This is a genomic window from Akkermansia sp. KLE1798 (assembly GCF_001580195.1).
GTDB lineage: Bacteria > Verrucomicrobiota > Verrucomicrobiia > Verrucomicrobiales > Akkermansiaceae > Akkermansia > Akkermansia biwaensis.
Genome location: NZ_KQ971081.1, coordinates 343474 through 358819 on the forward strand (window position 1 = coordinate 343474; position 15346 = coordinate 358819).

Sequence of the window (15346 nt, forward strand, 5' to 3'; positions counted from 1 at the left end):
GTGGAATAATGCGGCTACGGCTCCCAGGGACGAAGGTATATGAGAAAGTTATCGTCAACGGGACAGTCACCAGCCATGAACACTATCTGTACCGCGGCTATTCGTAAATGACGACATTGAATATGCTCAATAGCTGGAACGTGCTTCGGACACTTTTGCGGGATTCCTTGGAACCGGCTGCCACGCTTCTCTTGGCCTTGAAGCAGGACAATGCCCCGTACTGGTACGGCATGGGCTTCAACAGGAACGTTCCGGAAGTCTTCGACGCACATGGAACGATCATGGCGGCTTATGACTACTCATTCTATGGGACCGTGACCGGCACTGGAGACCTTGCTCAGGCCAGTGCAGGGGGCCCAGAGCGATGGGCAATGAAGAACTGGCCCTCGTTTATTACATTATCGATACTCTAGTCCTGTAGACGACAGACGGATCGACAAGGGGGCTATCTACGAACTGAGTGAATGGAATTCGTATGACTCTGTGAATAATAGAATTATATGGATAACCGCGATCGTGGGAATTCTAGTTCTAAAATTATCATTGTCGTTCCTGATTCAGGAGATAAGGTTGGAAAAGGATGTAGAAAGTGGAATTTATTCTTGGAATAATCCCTTATACAGTTATTATAAACTATGATGAGCCTCAGTTCAGAACGTGCAAAACCAGGCGGCCAGAAAGATTTGCTCTGAATAAGCCGTGAAATTTTAATATTATTGTTCTATTATGAAGTCATTTTTTATTTTATTTTTAGTTGTTTTTTTTGGCAGCATTACAAGTGGTAAAATGCCAGATAAGGAGTATAGAGGATTTGACCTATATACAGAATCGTCATTTTATAAAGATGGGAAAAAATTTCAAGTTACAGAGTTATCTTTAAAGCAAAGTAATGAGCTGAGGGATATTTTGAGTAAATATAATTTGTTTGTGGAAGGAAAAACGGAAAGCACTTTTCCTTTTATAGGTACATTGGCTATATTCTACGTTACGATAGATAAAAAGCCCTATTTGTTGTGTATGATAAATAATACAAATCATATTTTTGCAGAAAAAGAAGTTGGGCGCCAGGAGTATCACAAAAAGTTATTTTGGATACAAGAAGTAGATGGAAATGATAATAATATGGAACAGCCAGAAATTAGGATATTTGAATCAGCTGCATTATATTTGGAGTTGGAGAAATTCTTGGAAAGGGCTGCATCTCCCGTCATGAAAAAAGACTGATGAGAGCCCTAACGTCGCCGCCTGTTGCACTTTGAACATGAGGCCAACACCGGTTGACGCCCAGGGCATTGTTACCACAGGCAATATCTGTGGAAGTTGAGATGCGGACAAATGACTTGTCTGGGATAAGCCGGCGTGATGGCATCCAGCCATAAACAGTGCGAATACTGACTCCGCTTTGTCCAGTTTACAGGCTATGAACGCCTTTATGATTGAAATAAGAAACGAGGAGGAATGGCCATTCAGTGCGATACGGAAGAAAAGTTCATTTCCGAAGATGATAATGTTTTAATGAAGCATGCAATTTACAGAACGAACAGGAAAAGATTCTGGAAGTTTTATAGGATGTCATGGCTGCCGGGGACGCCTTTGCATGTTGGAAAGGGGTGATCTTTTTTCTTGCCTGTTTTTGGCTGTTTGTTAGATTGCGCCTCGTTCTCTCCCATGAAGGCGCTGTGTGCATGTATTTTTTCCTGCATGGCGGTGGAAGCCGGCTGTCCTGCTCCCACGGCGGCGCTGCTGGGCCATCCGCGCCTGGAGTTGTGCGGCATGGATGTGCGCCCCGCCTTGCGTTTTTCCCTGCGGCCGCCCGTAATGATGCTGAGGCTGCTGTGTCGTTATGAAGACCAGCTTGGGGCTCCCGTTTATTACGAACAGAATCCGGAAGACATCACCTGTACGGATTCCAGCGGAAACGTGCTGAAGATTTCCCATGTTTGTTCGGAGTCGGAAAAGAGCCAGCGGCCTTTTCACGGAGATCCCGTCAGGATTTGCATGCGTTCTCCGGCTCCGGATTCTTCTGCCGAGTGGGTGCGCCTGCGGGGGAGCCTGCTCTTCGCCTTTGGAGAAGAGACCGCGGAGCTGGACCCGGTGACGTTTTTCCTGGAGAAAGAGGAGGCGAGGGTACGAGTTCCGCTTCCGGATTCTTCCGGAAAAGAGGTGACTCTTTCCCTGAAGAAATATCCGGAGGCCTGGGGATTGAAGGTGGAGGGGGATATGGATTTCCATTTTAGTTCGTTCCTTGTCAGGGACGAGGAGGGAATGGCCCTTCCGGAATATGCGTGGAGACAGGGAAGCAGCTTTTTTCCCAGTTCCGGGCAGGAAAGCGGAAAAAGCAGATTTTGGGAGACAGGGTATCTCGTACCGGAGAAGATCCGTTCTCTGAAGGTAACGGTGTCCTATTGGAACAAGGTTGCCTTGCGGCGGATTCCCCTGGATTTAAGAATCGGAGCGGGAGGTATGATGGCTCCGTGACCCGTGTTGATGCTTAAATGAAATTACCGGGAATATTACTGGCCGTCTGCTGGAGTTCCGCGCTCCTGGCGGCTTCCGATGCCCTGCCGCAGATTGCCCTCGCCGGGAAAGATGAAGGCGAAAAGATTTGCGTGGAGCTGGCTTCCCTGAGATTCCAGAAACGGAGCAACAGGCACGGCGATTCTTATCGGGTGTGCCAGATGCTGCTGCGTTGCGTATTTCCCGGTTCCGGGATGCTTGGGATGGAGCGGGCGGACCAGGATTTGACGGTGACCGGTTCCGACGGAACCGAACTGGAGATCACGAGAACGGAGCTTTCCGGGTTTTCTGTCAAGGACAGGCCGCTGGTGGGCGTGGAGGTGATGCTGGAGGTCGTTCTGCCCGCTTCCGATACGCCCCGCTGGTTTGAACTGAAGGGGAATTTTATTTTTCCCATCAGCGAGAGAATGGAGATTCTGGATTTCGGGACAGTTGAATTGAAAGAGTCCGGGAGTACCGTTTCCATGACTGATCCCGTTTCCGTAAGGGAGGGTATGGGCATTCTGGATGTCGTGGATATTTCCAAGCTGGGCAAGGTGCTCATGAAGGTGACCAGGAATAAGGAAGACAAAGTTCCGCATCTGGACAAGGTTCCGGGCACGAACTGGAGGTTCATGGTGTATTCCAACAGCATTTTCCACCCGAGGGGTTTTTTGTTTCACGATTTGGACGGAAAGAGGATAACGCCCAGGCCTACGTTCCAGCACATGGACCATGGAGGTATAGGCAGGTCCTACCTGTTTGATTCTTCCGTCAAGTTTGTGAATGTGGAAGTCCTGTACCAGGGGACGGTTCGCTGGATGACGATTCCGGTGGAGTTGCGGGTGGGGATAGGCGGTGTCATGCCGGATTTCCCTCCCGCTCCGGCGGACGTTGCGGAAGCGGGAAGGATTGCCCGCTGAGGTTTTTTGTCCTCAAGGGGTGGCAGCTTACCATTTAAGCAGAGAGTTGCCTCCTTGCGCGAAGCCGGAGAGCAGTGTGCCCGCTGCCGCCGTTTTCTGGGCCCTGGCATTGGAGCGGCCCATGTATTGTTCCATGTCCGCCCGGTTGTACAGGGCTTGCGCGTTTCTCATGGCTTGCGCCGCCTCATCCTGAATCTGAGTCTGGAGCCGTGTAGCCAGGGCCTGTTCCCGTACCGGCACGGAGCCTTCCCTGAGCAGGGAGGATTGTGCGGCGTCCAGCCGGGCTTCCCCCATTTGCCGTGCGGCGTCTTTCTGCATGCGCCTGATGTTTTCCAGGCCCGTCTGTTTTTGGAGCTGCGCCTCGTTCCTCAGCGTGGCGGCATTTGCGTCCGCCGCTTTTTTAGTCGCTTCCGCGCTTTTTTTCTGTGCTGCGGCGGAAGCGGTTCCCGCCGCAACGGAGGTGGCCGCCATGGCTATCATTCCTAAAGATACCGGATCAAATCCCATGCCCGGATGCTGATGCGGAAAACGGTCCAGGCGCAACACGCCTGAACCGTTGACATGAATCAGGGTCTGGCACGGAAAGTTTATTTTTCAATCACGATGCTTTCAATGTTGAGCACGGGGCGTTCCGGAGTGGAGTGGGGGTCAATGGTGCCGGTGATGATGACCGCGTCACGTTCCTTCAATCCGTTGACGCCTTTGGCGGATTGTTTGATCGGGTTACCCTGTTCGTCCACGAATTGGACGGTCATGGTGTTGTCCCTCCTGATTTCCACGGGGATGCTGTCGGCAGTCCATGTTCCGTGTTCCTGCATGTTGGCCAGAAGTTGGGCAGGGTCTCCAATGGTGAATGAGGCGATGTTTTCCGCAAAGACGGGTTCTTCGCCCAAAACGGCCCCTTTCACGGTGACTTTTTCACCGGGGGCGGCTTTCCTGGCGTCCGAGACAACGAGCGCTCGCGGAAGGCCGACCATGTTTTCCGCAAATCTTACGGCCATTTCCTGCGTGACGTTCTGGTCGGAGGCCAGGGCCTTCACGGTTTCCTTGGGGTTGCAGGCCACCAGGGAGGCGGCGGCCAGGGACAGGGCAATCAAGTGTGTGGTGTGCATGGGAACTCCTTTGTTCTGAATTATTGGATTCCTTTCCGGCTTCCGCCGTTCATCATTCCCCGCACGGGAAGAGGTGTTTTTTACAGGAATAGTCCCGCCGTAAACAGGGCCAGGTCCCTGGCCGTGTCCCACAGCCGTTCCGCATTATGAAGGCAGTCGGCCAGGAATCTGTTGATGCTTACCGCGTTGAACAGGCGCAGGAGGCCCAGGAACAGAAGCAGGTTGGCAAAGTAAACGAGGATCAGGGAGAAGAAGGTTCCGTTGCCGGCCAGGTCCGGCTGGTCCTTGGGAATGATCCATGCCGTCCAGAACAGATGGAAGCACCACCAGAACCCCAGGCCGGAGTAGAGTAGGGCCTCACAGGTGATGGTGGGCCAGAAGATATGAACGATTCCCCAGACCAGGCCCCACAACATGCCCCAAAGGGGCAGGAAATAGGGGGAAAGGGAGATGAACAGGTTGTTTTTGTCCGTTTGAATGTAGCCGCCGTCCAGGGAGGCGTTGAATTTGCTGACAGAACCCCGGCTGCAATAGACCGCCAGCACGTGCGTCAGTTCATGGCCCAGCACATACAGGTAGAGCAGGGAAGTGGTGAAGAGTCTGCTGCACCCCAGCACGATCCAGACGGACGCGCCCATCAGGGCGTACCAGACCGGAATGGAGAAAAGAATATTGAGGCTGCCCGACGCGTGGGCAAGCTGGTCGCACAGGGACATGGCCGTGATGAGGGCCAGCGGCAGGAGCAGGAAGGTGGCCACCGCGTGCCTGACGAACCGGGTTTTCCGGGGCAGGTCCATGAAAGAGAAGTCTTCGTATTCATCCTCCCAGCAGTCGGACGTAACCTGGGCGCGGTGTGTCTTGTCCCAGGCGTCCCGGTTGCATTGCCTCATCATGCTGCGAAGGCTTGCCGCGGAGCGCGGCCGGCTGGCGGTTTCTGCATACCGGCGCCAGTCGCGGCGTCCCGGTGTGTATTTTGGTGCCTTGGGCATGCGGTGGAAAGGTGCGGATTCAGGATAGCCGGATTTCCGGCGGAAGGCGAACCAAATTTGGTTCTTCGGAAAAGAGGGGCAAAAAATGTTTTATGAACGCTCCTCCCTGTTGTATGATTCGCCACATGCAAGAGGCGCTTCTGGTCCTGGAAACTTCCTGTGCGCGGCCTTCCGCCGCGGCATGGGCCGGAGGCGCCCTGTTGTACCGTGTGGAATGGGAGGCGGAACGCAATCATTCCTCAGCCATTTTTCAGGCCGTGCGCCAGGTTCTGGATTCCCTGGAAGGCCGCCGTCTGGCGGAAATCGTGGTGGGTTCCGGTCCCGGTTCCTACGGCGGAATCCGCGTGGCGCTGGCTGTGGCGGACGGCTTGTCCCTGGTGCATGGTTCGCGCGTGGCGGCGTTCAGTTCATGGAACGGCCTCGGCATCCATGCTCCGCTGGCCTGCGTGATGTCGGACGCCCGCCGCGGAGGCTGGGCATGGGCCCGCGTGGCTGCCGGAGTGCTGGAGGGCGCCCCGGAAGTGCTGCCCGGCGAGCAGGCCGCAGCCCGGGTGAGGGAATGCCTGGAGACCGGAGTTCCCGTGTATTCCACGGAGGCCGCCGGAACCCTGGCCGCCAGGGGCATGGAGGACGTCCTGCCCGTTTTGCCGCACGCGGAAGCGCTGGGTTCCGCCTGGATGGCCCTGGACACGGTGCGCCGGGAGGAACTTCTGGCGGCTCCGGCGGAACCGCTGTATGTCCGGGCTCCCCACATCACTTCCTCCAAACGCCCCGCCTGGGCCGTGAAGGCGTAATTAGGGTTTGACTTTCTGGAAGATTGTTAGACTTTTAATCGGTAATCTTCATCACTAGTAGTATTTTTTAAACCATGAGCAATGACACTTTTTCTGAACGACGCACATACCCCAAAGGATTAAAAGGCATCATCGCCAACGAATCCGCTTTGAGTGATGTGCGCGGTGAGGAAGGGCGCCTTTTGTATCTGGGATACGATATTGATGATCTTGTGGAAATGTGCTGTTTTGAGGAAGTCGTTTATCTGCTCCTCAACAAGCGCCTTCCCAACCGGGATGAATTGGAAGGCATCAAGAACCGCCTCCGTTCGGACCGCGATCTTCCCCAGCCCGTTCTCGACTTTTTCAAGACCGCTACGAAGTCCGCCCGTCCCATGTCCGCCCTCCGGACGGCGGTTTCCATGCTGGGCATGTACGATGACCGTACCAAGGACCCCGGCCAGTTGAAGGAGATAGGCCTCAGCCTGATTGCCAAGGTGCCCGTGATGGTGGCGTATTACTACCGCCTGTGCCAGGGGCTGGACCTGCCGCCCGTGCGGGAGGACCTGAGCGAATCCGAACATTTCCTGTGGCTGCTGAAGGGTGAGGAGCCCAATCCGGATGAAGCCCATATTCTGGACGTGGCCTATATTCTGCACGCGGACCACGGCATGAACGCCTCCACCTTTGCCGCGCGCGTGTGCATCGCCACCCTTTCCGACATGTATTCCGCGATTACCGCGGCCATCGGCACCCTGAAAGGCCCGCTGCACGGGGGCGCCAACGAGGGCGTGATTGAGATGCTCAAGGAGATAGGTACGGAAGACGGAGTGGATTCCTATATTGAGGACAAGCTTTCCCGCAAGGAGAAGATCATGGGCATGGGGCACCGCGTTTACCGCGTTCTGGACCCCCGCGCGCCGCATCTGCGCCGCATGGCCATCCGTCTTTCCTCCAAAATAGGGGAACCCAAGTGGATCCGCATGTCGGAACGCATCGCCAAGCTTGTCCGTGAACGCAAGGGACTCAATGCGAACGTGGATTTTTATTCCGCCACGGTTTATTACAGCATCGGCATTCCCACCAGGCTGTTTACGGCCATTTTCTCCATCGCCCGCTGTTCCGGGTGGGTGGCCCAGGTTCTGGAACAGATGGAGGACAATACGCTTTACAGGCCCCTGACCCTGTACACGGGGCCCAAGGACCGCATTCCCGTTCCCACGATCGACATGCGGTAGGGCATTTTTCCATGGAGAGGACGCCGGAGATTGAATTCCGGCGTCTTTTTCGTATGATGACTACCACTCTCTCATGAAGAAGTATCCCTGTTTTCTGCTGGCGGTTTTCCTCCTGTTGTTCCTTGTGATGGGCATATCCCCGGCCTCCCGGTCCGTTTGGGTGGCGGAGGTGATTCCCGTGGTTCTGGCGGCAGCGGTTCTGACAATATGGTCCCGGACCTTCCGTTTCAGCAACTGGTCCTACACGCTGATGTTTTTCTGGCTGGCGTGCCACACGGTAGGCGCCCATTACACGTTTGCGGAAGTTCCTTTCGAATGGTTCCGGGAACTGGTGGGCGCGCACAGGAACCCTTTTGACCGCATAGCTCACTTCACGGTGGGCTTTTATGCCTTCCCCGTGGCGGAATACCTGGTGCGCAAACAGTACGCGGGCAAGATTCTGGCGGGGATTTTCGGCCTTTTCTTCGTGATGGCCGTGGCGGCGGCCTATGAAATTATCGAATGGCAGTATGCGGTCATCGTGGGAGGGAATGACGCCAACGATTTCCTCGGTTCCCAGGGCGATGTCTGGGATGCCCAGAAGGACATGTTCTGCGATACCTGCGGCGCCATTGCGTCCCTTGCGCTTTTTTATCTGGTGCGTCCCTGGAAGGGGCGGGGGAAGGAGGAAGACGGCGGCGCGCCCGGCCTGATGGACATGTGCGGCGGCAGGGATGCCTGAGCGGCAGGACCGGAGGATGTCAAAAGCCGTTTTGTCCGCCCGTTTGCCGCAGCCCTTCATACAGGACGACGGCTACGGCGGTAGAAAGATTCAAGCTCCGGGAGCCTTCCCCCGGCATGGGTATGGTCAGGGCGGCGTCCGCATGCTCTTTCAGCATGCTTTCCGGCAATCCCCTGGATTCCGGGCCGAAGACCAGATAGTCCCCCCGGCGGAATTCCGTCTCCCAGTGCGTCCGCTTCGCCTTGGTGCTCAGGTACCAGAAGCGCGCTTCCGGACCGGCGTTCTGCTGTAATTCCTCCAGGCTTTCCCAGACGCGCAGGTCCACTTTCTCCCAGTAGTCCAGCCCCGTGCGCCTCACATGTTTTTCATCCAGGCTGAACCCCAGCGGCTTGACCAGGTGCAGCCTGGAGCCCGAGGCCAGCGCCAGACGCCCCGCGGCCCCGGTATTGTGGGGGATTTCCGGATGAAACATGACGATGTTGAAGCGCGGCGGCATGCGGCTGATCTCATCACAAACGGCCTTTCCTTTCAAGAGAGACTTGTTCCAGAGAAACAAATAATGTACCTTTCCCTCCGATGAGAGACATCGTGTATTTTGACTTGGAAACCCGCCACTCCGCTGCAGAGGTGGGAGGCTGGCACAACACGGCCGAGATGCGCATGTCCGTGGGCGTGACTTTTTCCACCGCTTCCGGCAAATACGCGATTTATTCCGAGGAAATGGTGGACGACCTCATCACGCAGCTCCGCCAGGCGGACCTGGTGGTGGGCTACAACCACGAACACTTCGACTACGGCGTGCTCCAGCGTTATACGATGTGGAACATGGCGGACATCACGAACAATCTGGACCTGTGCCGGGATATCGAGCAGCGCGGCGGAGTCCGCGTCAAGCTGGATTCCGTGGCCGCGGCCTCCATCGGCTCCTCCAAGACGGCGGTGGGCACCCAGGCCCTCAAGTGGTGGGCGGATTACGTGAAGACCGGAAATGTGGAACTGCTGATGGACATAGCGCGCTACTGCTGTTTTGACGTGAAGGTGACCCGCGACGTCCACTGGTACGGAGCGGAACACGGCTTCATCCGCTATGACGACAAGAAAGGGGGCACCGTGGAACTGCCCGTGGACTGGAAGCTGTAGCCCCTTTCCATCCGCATGGCATGAACGGGATGTGGAAATGGCTGGACCGTTACATGTGGCTGATCCCTCTGGGGCTTCCCGGCGTGGGTATTCTTGAAGGGGTAGGTTTCCATATCTTTGAACCGGCTGCGTTCAATGGCATGGTGATTGTTCTCTTCTCCGTGCTGCTGCTTTTCCACTGCCTTTTTGGGTTGCTGGCGTGCATTCTTTTGTTCCGGAAAGGTTTGTGGCTAATGGTTCCGGTATGCCTTCTGGTGTATGGAATGGCTTCCCTTATTTATTTTTCCATGCTGTGGGGACCGCTGAACGTTGTGCTGCGATAATGCTGAGAACGGTGATGCATCCCGCCTGAAAAGCAGGCTGAAGAAAAAGGGCGGCAATCCTTACCGCCTGTTGATGCGGGCCACTTCCCGCTGGGCTTCCCGCATTTCCACGCGGGCCTTGAGGTCGTAGCGCTGGTCGCGGTGGGTCTTGCCCTTGCCCAGCCCCAGGGCCAGCTTGACCTTGCCGTTTTTCCAGTACAGCTTGAGGGCTACAAGGGAACAGCCCTTCTGGGAGACCTGTTGTTCCAGCTTGAAGATTTCCCGCTTGTGGAGCAGCAGGCGGCGGGGGCGGCGCGCCTTGTGCTGGAAGAATTCCCCGGCCGTCTCCCACGGCTGGATGTCACAACCGTACAGGAGCATCTGGCCGTTTTCCACTCTGGCGAATGCATCGGAAATGTTCACCTTTCCGGCACGGATGGATTTGACTTCCGTGCCTTTGAGTTCCAGCCCGCATTCGCAGGTATCCAGGATTTCGTAGTCCCGGCGGGCTTTTTTGTTGGAGGATATGTCTGCGCTCATGTTCGGCGGGGATGAAAAAGCCCCGGGCCAAAAGAACCGGGGGCTTGATGAAGGGGATGGGTTCCGGATGGGAACGGGAGGGGGCAGGGGAAGTTACTGGGCGGCTTCCTGCAGGGTATCGGAGGGGACGTGATAGACAAGCTTGCCTTCAATGATCTCCGTCAGGGCGATGTTCGCGTTTCCCATATGGGGCGTGGTGGGAATCAGCGGAGCACGGCCGCTGTTGAGCTGGGCGACGCGGCGGGAAACCACGTTGATCAGCAGCTGGGGCTCGGGAATGATTTTGGAGGCTTGTTCGACAAGTTCGGCTTTCATGTAAAATAGATGTAGGATATCCTGATGCGGGAAAACATATAAATGTTTTTTTCGGGAAAAATCAACCCCATATTACGGCATGACGGCCTGCCGTTCACTCGGCGACAGCTCCTTCCATGTGCCCGGCTCCAGGCCGTCCAGCGGCAAATTCCCTATCCTGACACGCAGGAGCCTGAGCGTAGGAAAACCCATGGCGGCGGTCATGCGCCGCACCTGGCGGTTTTTGCCCTCCACCAGCGTGAGCTCCAGCCATGCGGTCGGAATATTGGCCCGGTAGCGGACGGGCGGTTCCCGCAGCGGGACGTCCGGTTCTCCGGGAATGATGCGCGCGCGGCACGGCAGGGTGCGGTAGTCCCGGATGAGGATGCCGCCGCGTTCCAGCGGGAGCAAGTCCCGCGGGGAAGGTCTGCCCTCCACTTGGCTCCAGTACGTTCTGGGATGCCTGTTCCGCGGATTCAGCAGGCGGTCCACCAGCTTTTTTTCATCGGAGAGCAGCAGGAGCCCTTCCGAATCCGAGTCTAGGCGCCCTACGGGATAGACGCCGGGCGGAAATCCGAATTCAGCCAGAGTCCTGTGGTGGGGCGCCTCCCGTGTGAATTGGGAAAGCACTCCGTAGGGTTTGTTGAAAGCCAGAATCATGCGGTGCGTGCGCAGTTTATCATGTTCCGAAAGCTTTGGCACGAGAAATGGAAGCGGCTTGACTTGCCTCCCCTTCGGCCTGAAAGTGTGCCCATGCAAGGAAGAATCCTGGGCTGCATATTGGCCTGCTGCCTCGTCGGCTGGGTGCAGGCCGCTCCCGATGCGGCGGAAGTGAAAGGGAAGATAGCGCGGAAGATCTGGCAGAACGAGTGTGCCGGAACCGTCCGGGGGCTGGTGTCCTGGAACCGCGGAGAGGCTTTTCCATCCCTGGGCATAGGGCATTTTATCTGGTTCCCGGCCGGAGTCCGGGAGAAGTTTGAAGAGAGTTTCCCTCCATTTGTCGAGTTTTGCAGGAAAAGGGGCGCCCGCCTGCCTGAATGGTGTTACGGCCCCGCGCCGTGGAAGACCCGTGAGGAATTTATCAGGGCGGACGTCCGGGGAGGCCTTCCGGACCGCATGCGCCAGTGGCTGTCCAGTCCGGCGGCCCTCCAAATGCAGACGGATTTTATCATCAACCGCTCTCTGGCGGCCCTGGACCGCATCAGGAAACAGTCCCGCCGCCCTGGTGAAATGGCGGCCAGGTACAATGCCGTGGCGTCGGCGCCCAATGGCATGTATGCCTTGATCGACTACGTCAATTTCAAGGGGGAGGGCACGAATCCCGCGGAACAGTACCGCGGGCAAGGCTGGGGGCTCAGGCAGGTTCTGGAGGAAATGCGCCCGGCTTCCCCCGGCCAGCCGGCCGCGGTTGAATTTGCGGAAGCGGCCAAGAGGGTGCTTCAACGGCGGGTGGACAACAGTCCTCCCGGGCGGGGCGAGGCTCGCTGGCTGGCCGGATGGAAGAACCGCTGCGACACCTACAAGAAGGGTCTGTGACGGAATATCCCCGTTCCGATAACGTTCCGGGCGTGTAATTATCCTTGACCTGTCGCGGTTTAGGGTGTAATTCCCTCACTCATTCTAAGACTTCGCTGAATTTATGCCAAACACCAAAGAAGAAACTACGCTGATTTTATTGAAACCCGACTGCGTCCGGAAAAATCTTTCCGGCACCATCCTGAAACGCTTGCTGTCTGAAGGGTTTCGCTTGCGCGGCATAAAGATGATTCAGCTTGATGAACCCATTCTCCGGGAACATTACGCCCATATCCTGGACCTTGTCGTCAATGGGGAGCCCCTGTTCCCCAAGTTGCTTGATTTCATGACCAGCTCCCCCGTCATCGCCATTGCGCTGAAAGGGCCGGGCGTCATCGTCCGCGTGCGGGAACTGCTGGGGCCCACCAATTCCCAGAAGGCCGACAAGGGCACTATCCGCGGCGATTACGGAACGGACAGCATGATGAACGTGTGTCATGCTTCCGACAGCTGCGAGTCAGCGGAAATAGAATTGAAGAGGTTTTTCAAGGAAGAGGAACTGTTCGACAGCCTCAATTAAAAATTTTCATCATCCGGTTATTTGGGGCCGCATCCGCTTTTGCCGGTGCGGCCCTGTTTTATAAAGGGAGTGCCTTGGCGGAAATGCCGGCCGTTTTCCTGGCGCCATGCGGCGGCCGCCGGGAACAGGGTGGGGCGGCTATTTTTCCCAGGGGGTGGTCAGGTACAGGAACGCCTTTTTCAGGCGGTAGGCTTCGCGGAGAAAGCCGTCCATGATGTTGTTGTAACTTTGCCTGGAGAAGGAATAGCCGTAAACGCGCTTGATGGCGGCATCTTCTCCGTGCTGCCTTTGGCGTTTCAGTTCAGACTCCATGTCCCGGCGCTCCACGTTTGGCGCGCTCAGATTGTCCCCGTGCCAGCGGAAGTCCGCCAGCAATTTGTTGTGATGGGCGAATTTCTTGCCGGCACGTCCCAGCCGCGCGTAATATTCCCCGTCCATGTCGTAATGGAAGCGCTCGTCCAGCAGGATTCCTTCGTCAATGGTTGTGGAACGGCGCAGGAACAGGGCGGTGGACGCCAAATAGGTGCCGTACCAGATATGCATGTTCAGGCTGTACGGCAGGGCTTTCATGGAACGCTGGATGCCGCCGTCCGGGCCGATGAAGTTCCAGGCGCCGTACACGACGTCCGCATCCGGGCGGGAATCGGCAAAAGCCTTGATGGCGGCCAGGGCTCCCGGAAGAAGCCTGTCGTCCGTGTTCAGCCACATGACCCACTTGCCGCAGGCCTTGAGGAAGCCTTTATTGATGCCTTCCGACATGCCGGAGTCCTTTTCCACATGCAGTTTCAGGTGGGGATATTCCCGCAGAATGTCCAGCGTGCCGTCCGTGGAGCCCGCATCCTGGATGATGTGTTCAAAGGTGGCCCCTTTCTGGTTGAGGACGCTTTCAATGCATTCCCGGACGTAGGCGGCGTAGTTGAAACTGGGGGTGACGATGGAAAAATCCGGTTCCGTGTCCATGGGGGAAAATGGTGGTTCAGATGCTCAGGAACGTTCTCTGGCTATGTAAATGGGGCGCCTTTTCACTTCCGTATAGGTCTTGGCTAGGTATTGTCCCAGAATGCCCAGGCACAGCAGGATGATGCCGCCCATCAGGCAGAAGACGCAGACCATGGAGGTCCAGCCATAGGCGGAATGGTGCCAGATGAGTTCCCGGACCATCAGGACGATGATGGAAAGGAAGGAGATGAAGGAGAGCATCACCCCGATGATGGACGCCAGCGCCAAAGGAACCGTGGAAAACGCGACAATGCCTTCAATGGAATACAGGAAGAGATTGAAGAAGGACCATTTGGTTTTTCCCGCTACACGCTCCACATTTTCATATTCAAACCATTTGGTGCGGAATCCCACCCATTCGTACAGCCCTTTGGAAAAACGGTTGTATTCCTTGAGGGAGAGCAGGGCTTCCAGAACGGGGCGCGTCATCAGCTTGTAGTCCCGGGCTCCGTCCACGATATGCGTGTCTGAAATCCTGTTGATGGTTTTGTAAAAGGCGCGGGCAAAGAAGGAGCGCAGCGCGGGTTCCCCTTCCCGGGTGGTCCGGCGCGTGCCGGCGGAGTCGTACCCTTCCTTCTCAATAGCTGCGAGCATGTCCGGGAGCAGGGAGGGCGGGTCCTGCAGGTCTACGTCCATCACGGCGGCATAATCGCCCGTAGCGGCTTCCAGTCCGGCGTAGATGGCCGCCTCCTTTCCGAAGTTGCGGGAAAAGGAGATGAATCTTATTTCCGGTGACTCCGCCGCCAGCTCCTTGATCGTTTGCAGGGTATGGTCCGTGGACCCGTCGTCCACGAAGATGAGTTCCCTCTCATAGCCGTTCAAGTGTTCGCTGAACACCCGGTCCACTTCTTTCTTGAATTCCGGGATGGCCTGTTCTTCATTCAGGCAGGGAATAATCAGGGAAATACGCTTCATACCAATGCCCACAGCATACGCCTGGCCCCCTGCGGATTCCAGAAAATAAGTGTTCTGGACGCACAACAGCCTTTCCCCCGCCGGGAGGGAAAGGCTGCCGGAAACCGTTCGACCGGGAAAAAGACCGGATTTTAGAATTTGGGCAGGTTGCCGATGTCGTCCTGGTTTTCAGGTGCGCGCGGATCTCTCAGGTCGCTGTCCCCGTCCTTGCCGAAGCTCCAGAAGTCGTAATCCGGGTTTTGTCCCGTTCCCATCTTCAGGTTTTTGGCGCTGGCGGACTTGGTGGGGAGGGCCTGCTCACTGCCCAGGCGGTAGCGGTAGGGGGAGCCCCATGGGTCCGTCAGGATGTACAGGGGTATCTGCTGCCCGGCCTTGGTCACGGTAATCTGCCGGACAAGCGGGTTGCTCTTGGGCTGGGTGCCGGGGTTCATCTCATCGTTGTAGATGGTGGCGTCCCTGGCGGGAGCGCCTTCATTCTTATAGTCGCCGAACAGGGCCATGTAAACAACGTTGGAGCTGAATTCCTCGCCGTCCGCCACGGCTGCCCCGTGGTTGCGGAAGGGGGTTTCCGTTCCGTAGGGATAGCGGTCGTGGTCGTTATGGTAGCTGGACAGCCCCATTTCAATCTTGCGGACGATGGATTCCGCGGCCTGCTCGTTCTTCCTGGTTTCAAGCCATGTGTAGATGGAGATGGTCAATGTGGCAAGCACCACGATGATGACCATGACCACCAGGATTTCCATGAGGGTGAAGCCCCTTGCCGCCCGCAGGCGGCTGTATGCGGTGCGAATCTTCATCTGCGTTTTCCG

Annotated in this window: 21 protein-coding genes; 10 read left to right on the top strand and 11 right to left on the bottom strand. The window is 56.5% G+C overall.

Features of this window, described 5'->3' with window-relative positions; genetic code table 11:
- Positions 1 to 97 precede the first annotated feature (97 nt).
- Entirely contained in the window at positions 98 to 283 is a 186-nt protein-coding gene (locus HMPREF3039_RS13705; protein ID WP_147549541.1) for a hypothetical protein, read from the bottom strand.
- A gap of 443 nt (positions 284 to 726) precedes the next feature.
- On the opposite strand from HMPREF3039_RS13705, the gene HMPREF3039_RS06235 reads away from it, so the two are divergent.
- The 3 genes from HMPREF3039_RS06235 (at position 727) to HMPREF3039_RS06245 (ending at position 3419) form a co-directional block, all read left to right on the top strand.
- The gene (locus HMPREF3039_RS06235) at positions 727 to 1224 is read left to right on the top strand and encodes a hypothetical protein (RefSeq protein WP_067571559.1); all 498 of its coding nucleotides are present in this window, start codon (positions 727 to 729) and stop codon (positions 1222 to 1224) included.
- A 477-nt stretch (positions 1225 to 1701) separates the two neighbouring features.
- Complete coding sequence (locus HMPREF3039_RS06240) at positions 1702 to 2478, top strand: hypothetical protein (protein ID WP_067571561.1); 777 nt, start codon at positions 1702 to 1704, stop codon at positions 2476 to 2478.
- Between the two features lie 17 nt (positions 2479 to 2495).
- Positions 2496 to 3419 carry a hypothetical protein gene (locus HMPREF3039_RS06245; protein WP_067571563.1) on the top strand — a complete coding sequence of 308 codons (924 nt, stop codon included), beginning with the start codon at positions 2496 to 2498 and terminating at the stop codon, positions 3417 to 3419.
- Between the two features lie 27 nt (positions 3420 to 3446).
- Here HMPREF3039_RS06245 and HMPREF3039_RS06250 read toward each other — a convergent pair whose 3' ends face one another.
- The 3 genes from HMPREF3039_RS06250 to HMPREF3039_RS06260 form a co-directional block, all read right to left on the bottom strand.
- Positions 3447 to 3890: a hypothetical protein gene (locus HMPREF3039_RS06250; RefSeq protein ID WP_147549538.1), complete on the bottom strand. Its 444-nt coding sequence runs from the start codon at positions 3888 to 3890 to the stop codon at positions 3447 to 3449.
- Positions 3891 to 4006: 116 nt separating this feature from the next.
- On the bottom strand, positions 4007 to 4531 hold the full coding sequence (locus HMPREF3039_RS06255; protein WP_067981885.1) for a hypothetical protein: 525 nt from the start codon (positions 4529 to 4531) through the stop codon (positions 4007 to 4009).
- A gap of 80 nt (positions 4532 to 4611) precedes the next feature.
- Positions 4612 to 5520, bottom strand: coding sequence for a hypothetical protein (locus HMPREF3039_RS06260; protein WP_067571569.1), 909 nt, complete (start codon positions 5518 to 5520; stop codon positions 4612 to 4614).
- Positions 5521 to 5645: 125 nt separating this feature from the next.
- Between HMPREF3039_RS06260 and tsaB the strand changes: the two genes are divergently transcribed.
- The 3 genes from tsaB to HMPREF3039_RS06275 all read left to right on the top strand — a co-directional run bounded on the left by tsaB (position 5646) and on the right by HMPREF3039_RS06275 (position 8252).
- Complete coding sequence (gene tsaB, locus HMPREF3039_RS06265) at positions 5646 to 6314, top strand: tRNA (adenosine(37)-N6)-threonylcarbamoyltransferase complex dimerization subunit type 1 TsaB (RefSeq protein ID WP_067571571.1); 669 nt, start codon at positions 5646 to 5648, stop codon at positions 6312 to 6314.
- A gap of 74 nt (positions 6315 to 6388) precedes the next feature.
- On the top strand, positions 6389 to 7531 hold the full coding sequence (locus tag HMPREF3039_RS06270) for a citrate/2-methylcitrate synthase (RefSeq protein ID WP_067571573.1): 1143 nt from the start codon (positions 6389 to 6391) through the stop codon (positions 7529 to 7531).
- A 73-nt stretch (positions 7532 to 7604) separates the two neighbouring features.
- On the top strand, positions 7605 to 8252 hold the full coding sequence (locus HMPREF3039_RS06275; RefSeq protein WP_067571575.1) for a DUF2238 domain-containing protein: 648 nt from the start codon (positions 7605 to 7607) through the stop codon (positions 8250 to 8252).
- Between the two features lie 19 nt (positions 8253 to 8271).
- Here HMPREF3039_RS06275 and HMPREF3039_RS06280 read toward each other — a convergent pair whose 3' ends face one another.
- Positions 8272 to 8748, bottom strand: a complete 477-nt coding sequence (locus HMPREF3039_RS06280) for a TrmH family RNA methyltransferase (RefSeq protein ID WP_067571725.1) — start codon at positions 8746 to 8748, stop codon at positions 8272 to 8274.
- 80 nt (positions 8749 to 8828) lie between these two features.
- Between HMPREF3039_RS06280 and HMPREF3039_RS06285 the strand changes: the two genes are divergently transcribed.
- The gene (locus HMPREF3039_RS06285; protein WP_067571578.1) at positions 8829 to 9392 is read left to right on the top strand and encodes a ribonuclease H-like domain-containing protein; all 564 of its coding nucleotides are present in this window, start codon (positions 8829 to 8831) and stop codon (positions 9390 to 9392) included.
- 20 nt (positions 9393 to 9412) lie between these two features.
- Positions 9413 to 9715: a hypothetical protein gene (locus HMPREF3039_RS06290; RefSeq protein ID WP_067571580.1), complete on the top strand. Its 303-nt coding sequence runs from the start codon at positions 9413 to 9415 to the stop codon at positions 9713 to 9715.
- A 60-nt stretch (positions 9716 to 9775) separates the two neighbouring features.
- On the opposite strand, the gene smpB is transcribed toward HMPREF3039_RS06290, so the two are convergent.
- From smpB to HMPREF3039_RS06305, 3 genes are all read right to left on the bottom strand, one after another.
- Positions 9776 to 10234, bottom strand: a complete 459-nt coding sequence (gene smpB, locus HMPREF3039_RS06295) for an SsrA-binding protein SmpB (RefSeq protein WP_067571582.1) — start codon at positions 10232 to 10234, stop codon at positions 9776 to 9778.
- Positions 10235 to 10327: 93 nt separating this feature from the next.
- Positions 10328 to 10549 carry a DNA-directed RNA polymerase subunit omega gene (locus tag HMPREF3039_RS06300; RefSeq protein ID WP_067571584.1) on the bottom strand — a complete coding sequence of 74 codons (222 nt, stop codon included), beginning with the start codon at positions 10547 to 10549 and terminating at the stop codon, positions 10328 to 10330.
- A 72-nt stretch (positions 10550 to 10621) separates the two neighbouring features.
- Positions 10622 to 11188: a pseudouridine synthase gene (locus HMPREF3039_RS06305; RefSeq protein WP_067571727.1), complete on the bottom strand. Its 567-nt coding sequence runs from the start codon at positions 11186 to 11188 to the stop codon at positions 10622 to 10624.
- A 93-nt stretch (positions 11189 to 11281) separates the two neighbouring features.
- Between HMPREF3039_RS06305 and HMPREF3039_RS06310 the strand changes: the two genes are divergently transcribed.
- Both HMPREF3039_RS06310 and HMPREF3039_RS06315 read left to right on the top strand, forming a co-directional pair.
- Complete coding sequence (locus HMPREF3039_RS06310) at positions 11282 to 12064, top strand: hypothetical protein (protein ID WP_067571586.1); 783 nt, start codon at positions 11282 to 11284, stop codon at positions 12062 to 12064.
- 103 nt (positions 12065 to 12167) lie between these two features.
- Positions 12168 to 12623 carry a nucleoside-diphosphate kinase gene (locus HMPREF3039_RS06315; RefSeq protein ID WP_067571588.1) on the top strand — a complete coding sequence of 152 codons (456 nt, stop codon included), beginning with the start codon at positions 12168 to 12170 and terminating at the stop codon, positions 12621 to 12623.
- A 138-nt stretch (positions 12624 to 12761) separates the two neighbouring features.
- Here HMPREF3039_RS06315 and HMPREF3039_RS06320 read toward each other — a convergent pair whose 3' ends face one another.
- The 3 genes from HMPREF3039_RS06320 to HMPREF3039_RS06330 all read right to left on the bottom strand — a co-directional run bounded on the left by HMPREF3039_RS06320 (position 12762) and on the right by HMPREF3039_RS06330 (position 15334).
- Positions 12762 to 13583: a glycosyltransferase family 2 protein gene (locus HMPREF3039_RS06320; RefSeq protein ID WP_067571590.1), complete on the bottom strand. Its 822-nt coding sequence runs from the start codon at positions 13581 to 13583 to the stop codon at positions 12762 to 12764.
- Between the two features lie 24 nt (positions 13584 to 13607).
- Positions 13608 to 14537, bottom strand: a complete 930-nt coding sequence (locus tag HMPREF3039_RS06325) for a glycosyltransferase family 2 protein (RefSeq protein WP_067571729.1) — start codon at positions 14535 to 14537, stop codon at positions 13608 to 13610.
- Positions 14538 to 14668: 131 nt separating this feature from the next.
- Positions 14669 to 15334, bottom strand: coding sequence for a prepilin-type N-terminal cleavage/methylation domain-containing protein (locus tag HMPREF3039_RS06330; RefSeq protein WP_067571592.1), 666 nt, complete (start codon positions 15332 to 15334; stop codon positions 14669 to 14671).
- Between the last annotated feature and the right edge of the window lie 12 nt (positions 15335 to 15346).

What these genes read in the sequence shown, in the direction of transcription:
- HMPREF3039_RS06240 (WP_067571561.1), top strand. Translation starts at nt 1,702, where the DNA reads ATGGCGGTGGAAGCCGGCTGTCCTGCTCCCACGGCGGCGCTGCTGGGC.
- HMPREF3039_RS06235 (WP_067571559.1), top strand. Translation starts at nt 727, where the DNA reads ATGAAGTCATTTTTTATTTTATTTTTAGTTGTTTTTTTTGGCAGCATT.
- HMPREF3039_RS06245 (WP_067571563.1), top strand. Translation starts at nt 2,496, where the DNA reads ATGAAATTACCGGGAATATTACTGGCCGTCTGCTGGAGTTCCGCGCTC.
- HMPREF3039_RS06285 (WP_067571578.1), top strand. Translation starts at nt 8,829, where the DNA reads ATGAGAGACATCGTGTATTTTGACTTGGAAACCCGCCACTCCGCTGCA.
- HMPREF3039_RS13705 (WP_147549541.1), bottom strand. Translation starts at nt 283, where the DNA reads ATGATCGTTCCATGTGCGTCGAAGACTTCCGGAACGTTCCTGTTGAAG.
- smpB (WP_067571582.1), bottom strand. Translation starts at nt 10,234, where the DNA reads ATGAGCGCAGACATATCCTCCAACAAAAAAGCCCGCCGGGACTACGAA.
- HMPREF3039_RS06275 (WP_067571575.1), top strand. Translation starts at nt 7,605, where the DNA reads ATGAAGAAGTATCCCTGTTTTCTGCTGGCGGTTTTCCTCCTGTTGTTC.
- HMPREF3039_RS06270 (WP_067571573.1), top strand. Translation starts at nt 6,389, where the DNA reads ATGAGCAATGACACTTTTTCTGAACGACGCACATACCCCAAAGGATTA.
- HMPREF3039_RS06250 (WP_147549538.1), bottom strand. Translation starts at nt 3,890, where the DNA reads ATGGCGGCCACCTCCGTTGCGGCGGGAACCGCTTCCGCCGCAGCACAG.
- HMPREF3039_RS06330 (WP_067571592.1), bottom strand. Translation starts at nt 15,334, where the DNA reads ATGAAGATTCGCACCGCATACAGCCGCCTGCGGGCGGCAAGGGGCTTC.
- HMPREF3039_RS06260 (WP_067571569.1), bottom strand. Translation starts at nt 5,520, where the DNA reads ATGCCCAAGGCACCAAAATACACACCGGGACGCCGCGACTGGCGCCGG.
- HMPREF3039_RS06305 (WP_067571727.1), bottom strand. Translation starts at nt 11,188, where the DNA reads ATGATTCTGGCTTTCAACAAACCCTACGGAGTGCTTTCCCAATTCACA.
- HMPREF3039_RS06280 (WP_067571725.1), bottom strand. Translation starts at nt 8,748, where the DNA reads ATGCCGCCGCGCTTCAACATCGTCATGTTTCATCCGGAAATCCCCCAC.
- HMPREF3039_RS06320 (WP_067571590.1), bottom strand. Translation starts at nt 13,583, where the DNA reads ATGGACACGGAACCGGATTTTTCCATCGTCACCCCCAGTTTCAACTAC.
- HMPREF3039_RS06300 (WP_067571584.1), bottom strand. Translation starts at nt 10,549, where the DNA reads ATGAAAGCCGAACTTGTCGAACAAGCCTCCAAAATCATTCCCGAGCCC.
- HMPREF3039_RS06310 (WP_067571586.1), top strand. Translation starts at nt 11,282, where the DNA reads ATGCAAGGAAGAATCCTGGGCTGCATATTGGCCTGCTGCCTCGTCGGC.
- tsaB (WP_067571571.1), top strand. Translation starts at nt 5,646, where the DNA reads ATGCAAGAGGCGCTTCTGGTCCTGGAAACTTCCTGTGCGCGGCCTTCC.
- HMPREF3039_RS06325 (WP_067571729.1), bottom strand. Translation starts at nt 14,537, where the DNA reads ATGAAGCGTATTTCCCTGATTATTCCCTGCCTGAATGAAGAACAGGCC.
- HMPREF3039_RS06255 (WP_067981885.1), bottom strand. Translation starts at nt 4,531, where the DNA reads ATGCACACCACACACTTGATTGCCCTGTCCCTGGCCGCCGCCTCCCTG.
- HMPREF3039_RS06315 (WP_067571588.1), top strand. Translation starts at nt 12,168, where the DNA reads ATGCCAAACACCAAAGAAGAAACTACGCTGATTTTATTGAAACCCGAC.
- HMPREF3039_RS06290 (WP_067571580.1), top strand. Translation starts at nt 9,413, where the DNA reads ATGAACGGGATGTGGAAATGGCTGGACCGTTACATGTGGCTGATCCCT.